Raw genomic sequence first — 6,576 nt, forward strand, 5'->3', positions numbered from 1 at the left:
GAGTCTTTCCGGTTGCAGCAGCACCAAAACCAACATTGGCTTCGGAATCACCTTGACCGGCGTTACTGGTCATAATGATAATAGTATCCTTAAAGGAAACCGTTCGTCCTTGACTATCGGTTAAACGACCGTCATCAAGAATCTGTAAGAACATATGAAGCACATCAGGGTGAGCCTTTTCAACTTCATCCAACAGAATCAAACTGTATGGGTGACGACGTACCTGTTCAGTTAATTGACCGGCTTCTTCATAACCAACGTAGCCAGGAGGTGAACCGATTAATTTAGCCACTGAATGTGGTTCCATATACTCGGACATATCAAACCTGATCATTGCGTCCTTGGAACCAAAGAGTTCGTAGGCAAGCTGTTTAGCCAATTCGGTCTTACCAACACCGGTAGGTCCAATGAAAAGAAACGATCCTATTGGACGCCCTGTTCCATTAAAACCAACTCGATTACGACGAATTGCCCGCGCAACTTTCTCAACAGCTTCATTTTGGCCGATAACATTTTTTTCAAGGTTAGGACCTAAGTTCTTAAGCTGGGTCTGTTCCTTTGCTTGAAGTTCGCCGACTGGAATTTCTGTTTTTTCTTCAACGATTTTCTCCATATCCTCAGCAGTTACTTGAGGGGTATCGGCACTGTCAATGTTGTCGGATTTGGCATTCTTTTCAAGTTTACTTACTTGATCACGATAATAAGCAGCTTTTTCGTAATCTTCACTCTTCAAAGCAGCTTGTTTTTGCTTTTCGGCGTTTTGAATTTTTTCTTCAACGGTATGCGGATCAACCGCGTTGATTGTCAAATTCTTTCTGGAACCTGCTTCATCCAAAAGGTCAATTGCCTTGTCAGGCAGAAAACGATCCTGAATGTAACGGTCTGAAAGTTTAACAGCTGCCTTGATAGCATCATCCGTATACTTCACGTGGTGATAATCTTCATAACGTTTTTGAATACCCTTTAAGATCTTAACGGATTCTTCTGGGGATGGTTCATCAACGGTGACAGGTTGAAGACGACGTGCAAGTGCGGAATCTTTTTCGATATCACGATATTCTTTGAGGGTGGTTGCACCAATTAACTGAAATTCGCCACGAGCCAAGGCAGGCTTAAGAACGTTACCAGCGTCCATGCCGCCTTCAGCATTTCCGGCACCAACAATTTCATGGATTTCATCAATGAACAGGATGATGTCTGGATTGTCTTGAACTTCTTTAATTAACTGTTGCATTCTTTGTTCAAACTGACCACGAATACCGGTTCCTTGAACAAGTGATACAACGTCAAGTCTGATAATCTGTTTGTTTTGAAGTTTCGAAGGAACATTACCAGAAACAATTTCTTGGGCTAATCCTTCAACAACGGCTGTTTTACCAACCCCTGCTTCACCAATTAGGACAGGATTGTTTTTTGTCCGTCGATTAAGAATTTCGATGACACGATTAATCTCGTTATCACGACCAATGACGGGATCAATTTTTCCATCCTTAGCCATCTGAGTCATGTTAATACCATATTGACCAAGTAAGGTGTTGCCGCCTTGACGGTTTCCGTTACCACGACCATTTCCCGGTCCTTGCGGCTGGGTTGGTGGAATTTGTTGTTGCTGGTTTGGATCCATATTTCCGCCTTGCATTGCACGGAAAATATCATCTAAACCACCAAAACCGAATGGATCTTGAGCCATATCTTGAGCACCTCCTGTGTTACGTTGTTTGTTAGAGAGGAGTTGATAGCAATTTTGGCAAAGGTTAATGGTTTGCTTTTGACCATTCACATTTGTGTATAAGTGAATGGTTGCTGGATTCTTATGGCAATTTTGACATAGCATTAATTGCTTTCCTCCTTTAATATAGAAAGTAAAAGGACAAAATCAAGACTGATTAAGTACTGACCAACTTTGACCTTTGACTGTAATTATACAACAAGCTCAATTGGAATCAAGTAATTAAACTTAGCTTCCAAATATGGTTACTAGGTGGTTTTAAATCGTTCTTTTTAAATAGTCTTGATTTTCAAAGTAGCATACACTTGGATAAAGGTTTGTTCAAGTAAGATGATCTGCGTAAAAACGTCAATGCTTTTAGTTCAATAAAGCCACAAATTTGATCTGTATTCGCGTTGAGAAATTCTCAATTTGAGTTACAATATCAAAGTAACACTTATGTTAGAATTGAGTAAAGTAATCGTTTTTTTACTTGAAAATTTATCGCTTTACTAGCTATGGCATAACTAATTTTGCTGCAAAGGGGATGTGCGCTTGGCCGATGATACGGGAAATGCCGACTATAAGAAATTACTGAATCAGCTTGAAAGCGGTGAAATTGAAAAGATCATTGTTCACCCTGAAGAATTCATGACATTTCAAACGGCTTATATGAATTTTGGCAAACGAAAGCGGATTATCGGAACTGCTGATCAAGGTGGTGTCATCACCTATGTTTTCGAACGTGATGAGCAGGAGAAAAAAACTTAAGAAATACTGTAAGCGGTTAATGTAAAGCTTGTATTTTCGCTTATATATTGCTATTCTTAAATGAGTAAGGAATAATTTTAAAAAGTAAGACAGGTGATGAGTGATTTCTCATTTATACTGTAAATAATTTGGCTTACTTTCTTATAATATGACCAGAGGAGAATGATTGAAATGGAAAAACGTCAGTACAACATCACTGCAGAAACTGGGATTCATGCTCGCCCAGCAACTTTATTAGTTCAAACAGCAAGTAAGTTTAACTCAGATATCACCCTTGAGTACCAAGAAAAATCAGTAAACTTGAAATCAATCATGGGTGTGATGTCACTTGGTGTTGGCCAAAGTGCTTCAGTAACCATTACTGCAGACGGTGATGATGAAAAAGACGCTCTCGATGCCATTACCGAAACGATGAAAACAGAAGGATTGACTGACTAAGTTCATGACAAAGTTTAAGGGGATCGCCGCAAGTGACGGAATTGCCATCGCATCTGCATTTCGGTTGACTGAACCTGATCTGAGTTTCGACAAAAAAACGATAAAGAATCCTGATACGGAAATTGATCGCCTAAACCAAGCAATTGAGATTTCTAAACAGGAACTTCGTACAATCCAACAAAGAACTTTTAAAGACCTCGGTAGACATGAAGCTGAGGTCTTTAAAGCACATATAGCCATTTTGTCGGATCCGGAATTGTTGAAACGAATCGAGAGCATGATTAAGACACAGCATGTCAATGCAGAATACGCGTTGAAAGATGTTTCAGATAGTTATGTTAAAATTTTTAATTCGATGACCGATAACGATTATATTAAACAAAGATCGACAGATATTAACGATGTGACAAAGCGGGTATTGAGTCATCTTCTCGGTGTCCCACTGACGGATCCGGCTTTAATTGATCACAAAGTCATCATTATTGCTCATGATTTGACACCTAGTGATACAGCACAATTCGTTCCCAACTATGTTAAAGGAATTGTGTCTGATATGGGGGGTCGAACATCTCATTCTGCAATTATGTCCAGGACGATGGAAATTCCAGCAGTTGTTGGATTTCAGGGATCGTTAGCTGATATTAAAGATGGTGATCAAGTCATTGTGGATGGCTTAACAGGTAATGTGATTGTTAAGCCATCAAATGATGAAAAAAATGAGTACGTGGAAAAAATTAAAAAGTACAGGCAGGCCAATAGTCAGTTAACATCATTCAGAAATGTTGCCACAACATCTTCTGATGGCAAGCATCCGATTATTGCTGCAAATATTGGTACTTTGGATGATTTACAGGCGGCCATTGACAATGGTGCTGAAGGAATTGGCCTTTTTCGGACGGAATTTTTATACATGGATTCTGACGAACTCCCATCAGAACAAAGCCAATTTGACATTTATAAGACAGTTGTTCAGAGAATGGCAGGAAAGCCGGTCATTTTTAGAACGGCTGATATCGGTGGAGATAAGGAACTGCCTTATCTTCATACGCCACACGAGGCAAATCCGTTCTTGGGGTATCGGGCTATTCGAATGAGCTTGGATCAACCCGATATCTTTCGCACGCAACTTAGAGCGTTAATTCGGGCTTCAGCATACGGAAATTTATCGATTATGTTTCCGATGATTGCAACGATTACGGAGTTTGAGCACGCAAAGAGGATTTTTGAAGACGAACGGGCCAAACTGATTGCACAAGATGTAGCAGTTGGTGATATCCGAATTGGCATTATGGTCGAGGTACCGGCAGCGGCATTGCTGGCTGATCAATTTGCCAATGTTGTTGATTTTATGAGTATAGGTACTAACGATCTCATTCAATACGTTATGGCTGCGGATCGGGGAAATCGGCGAATTTCTTATTTGTATCAGCCGTACAACCCATCAGTCCTGAGACTTATCAAGTCAGTTATTGATGCTTGTCATGATAACGGGACACCTGCGTATATGTGTGGTGAGATGGCTGGTGATCAAAAGGCTATTCCGATTTTAGTTGGAATGGGGTTGAATGAATTTTCAATGAGTGCAACTTCGATTTTGAAGTCTCGTGCGTTGATCAAGGAGCTTGATTCCAGGGAAATGGTGACACTGGCAAACAAAACAGTAAGTTTAGCCAGCACTAGTCAACAAGTTCTCAAGTACGTTCATCAAGCGCTTGGAAAGTCATAGATACTTATAAATAACTTAAAAACAAGCTGCTAATGGCTATCGGTTGCCGTTTAGCAGCTTGTTTTGTTGATGTCATTGGTTTGCATTCAATGGGTTAAACAAATATAATTACAATGATTGTCAGACTATAAGCCACGCAGCTTTTGGTCTAACAACTGTAAAAGTGTTTCAGCATCATTTGAATCGAAAGAATCATGATGTTATGTTGAGAAATATGCTTTTTGATGTTTTCCGTAGAAAGGAGGGGGCTGTTCATGAATATTGGTATTTTTACAGATACTTATTTTCCTCAAGTAAGTGGTGTTGCAACTTCAATTAAAACGTTAAAGAATGAATTGGAGCGGGAGGGAAACCAGGTCTATATTTTTACGACAACGGACCCTCATGTTGATAAGGATACATACGAGCGAAATATTTTTCGCTTTTCCAGCATCCCTTTTATCTCATTTACTGATCGACGAATTGCAGTAAGGGGGTTATTTCAGGCATATGAAATTGCCAAGGAACTCAATTTGGACATTGTCCATACACAAACGGAATTTTCGATGGGCATGATTGGCAAATTTGTGGCTAAAAACCTGAATATCCCTTGTGTTCATACCTATCACACGATGTATGAAGACTATTTACACTATGTTGCAAATGGTAAACTATTAAAACCAGTTCATGTAAAGGAAGGTACTTTGGCTTTTTGCTATCATCTAGCAGGTGTGATTACACCATCTGATAGAGTACTCGATAAATTGACCGAGTATGGGGTGAAATGTCAGATGAGAATTATTCCAACAGGCATTGATGTTGGGATGTATGCCAAGTCAATAGACACGGATATTCGCGAGAAATATCATATTTCAAAGGATACACCTGTTATGCTGTCAATTAGTCGATTGGCCTATGAGAAGAATATTTCTGAAATTGTTGATTTGCTACCATCAATTATCGAGCAGGTTCCAAAAGTTATCTTAATGATTGTTGGGGATGGTCCTGCAAAAGAAGATTTGATGAAGCAAGTGACACAGTTAGGGTTATCAAAACACGTCATTTTTACAGGTGAAGTCAGTAATGATCATGTTAACGCGTTTTATCGGACAGCTAATGTTTTCGTTTCAACATCTAATTCAGAATCTCAAGGCTTGACTTATATTGAAGCGATGGCAGCAGGACTTCCCGTTGTGGTGACTTCCGGTGACTATACAGATGGTTTATTAAGCAATGAGTCTCTTGGCCAGACGTTTAAGAGATCTGACGAGTTTACCGAAATTGTCACAAGGTATCTTACAAATCCCGTTGATAAAGATAATTCGAAAGCTAAAAAAATACTGGATCAAAAGTTAACAGAAATATCAGCAGAGACATTTGGCAAACGGGTAGTTGATTTTTATCATAGCGTAACTGTTGAACAACAGTTACAAAAGGATCCGACTGCCACAAATATTGAATAATTGTTTTTGAAGGAGTTTGTATGCTTAAGATCAATATGTTCTCAACAGCAACAAAGGTTAAGGGTCAAGGTGTGGGGAGCGCCTATTCCGAGTTAATCAATATGTTGGAGAAGCATTTTCCAAGGGAATTTGATATCAAGATTAATAATTATGCCCAATCGGATATTAGCCACTATCATACAATTAATCCCACCTTTTTTTTATCAACTTTTTTCAAAAAACGAGGACGAAAAATTGGATACGTTCATTTCTTGCCAGAAACACTTGAGGGGAGCTTGAAAATTCCTTGGCCAATCAAAGGGATTGTCTATCGGTATGTGATTGCATTTTATAAACGAATGGATCATATAGTAGTTGTTAATCCGTCCTTTATTCCTAAACTGGAAAAATATGGCATCAAGGGTAACAAAATTACCTATATTCCTAATTTTGTGAATCGGCAGGAATTCCACCCTGCTAGCAAGCAAACCAAACGTGATCTTCGGGCTAAG

6 protein-coding genes are annotated in these 6,576 nt (G+C 39.3%); 5 read left to right on the forward strand and 1 reads right to left on the reverse strand.

Annotation, left to right across the window (positions count from 1 at the left end):
- A partial coding sequence (locus HMPREF0519_RS09615) for an ATP-dependent Clp protease ATP-binding subunit (RefSeq protein ID WP_003635747.1) occupies window positions 1-1,834 on the reverse strand: 1,834 nt, incomplete at its 3' end.
- 423 nt (window positions 1,835-2,257) lie between these two features.
- Here HMPREF0519_RS09615 and ykzS point away from each other — a divergent pair.
- The 5 genes from ykzS to HMPREF0519_RS14420 form a co-directional block, all read left to right on the forward strand.
- Window positions 2,258-2,479 carry a protein YkzS gene (gene ykzS / locus HMPREF0519_RS09620; RefSeq protein ID WP_003559689.1) on the forward strand — a complete coding sequence of 74 codons (222 nt, stop codon included), beginning with the start codon at window positions 2,258-2,260 and terminating at the stop codon, window positions 2,477-2,479.
- Between the two features lie 171 nt (window positions 2,480-2,650).
- Window positions 2,651-2,917, forward strand: coding sequence for a phosphocarrier protein HPr (locus tag HMPREF0519_RS09625; RefSeq protein ID WP_035444692.1), 267 nt, complete (start codon window positions 2,651-2,653; stop codon window positions 2,915-2,917).
- 4 nt (window positions 2,918-2,921) lie between these two features.
- On the forward strand, window positions 2,922-4,643 hold the full coding sequence (gene ptsP, locus HMPREF0519_RS09630; RefSeq protein WP_003635750.1) for a phosphoenolpyruvate--protein phosphotransferase: 1,722 nt from the start codon (window positions 2,922-2,924) through the stop codon (window positions 4,641-4,643).
- A 254-nt stretch (window positions 4,644-4,897) separates the two neighbouring features.
- A complete protein-coding gene (locus HMPREF0519_RS09635) occupies window positions 4,898-6,085 on the forward strand; it encodes a glycosyltransferase family 4 protein (protein WP_190870469.1) in 1,188 nt (395 codons plus the stop codon).
- 20 nt (window positions 6,086-6,105) lie between these two features.
- The coding region (locus HMPREF0519_RS14420) for a glycosyltransferase (protein ID WP_003635752.1) at window positions 6,106-6,576 on the forward strand (471 nt) is incomplete at its 3' end.

It is taken from the genome of Lentilactobacillus hilgardii DSM 20176 = ATCC 8290 (assembly GCF_000159315.1).
GTDB classification, from domain to species: Bacteria; Bacillota; Bacilli; order Lactobacillales; family Lactobacillaceae; genus Lentilactobacillus; species Lentilactobacillus hilgardii.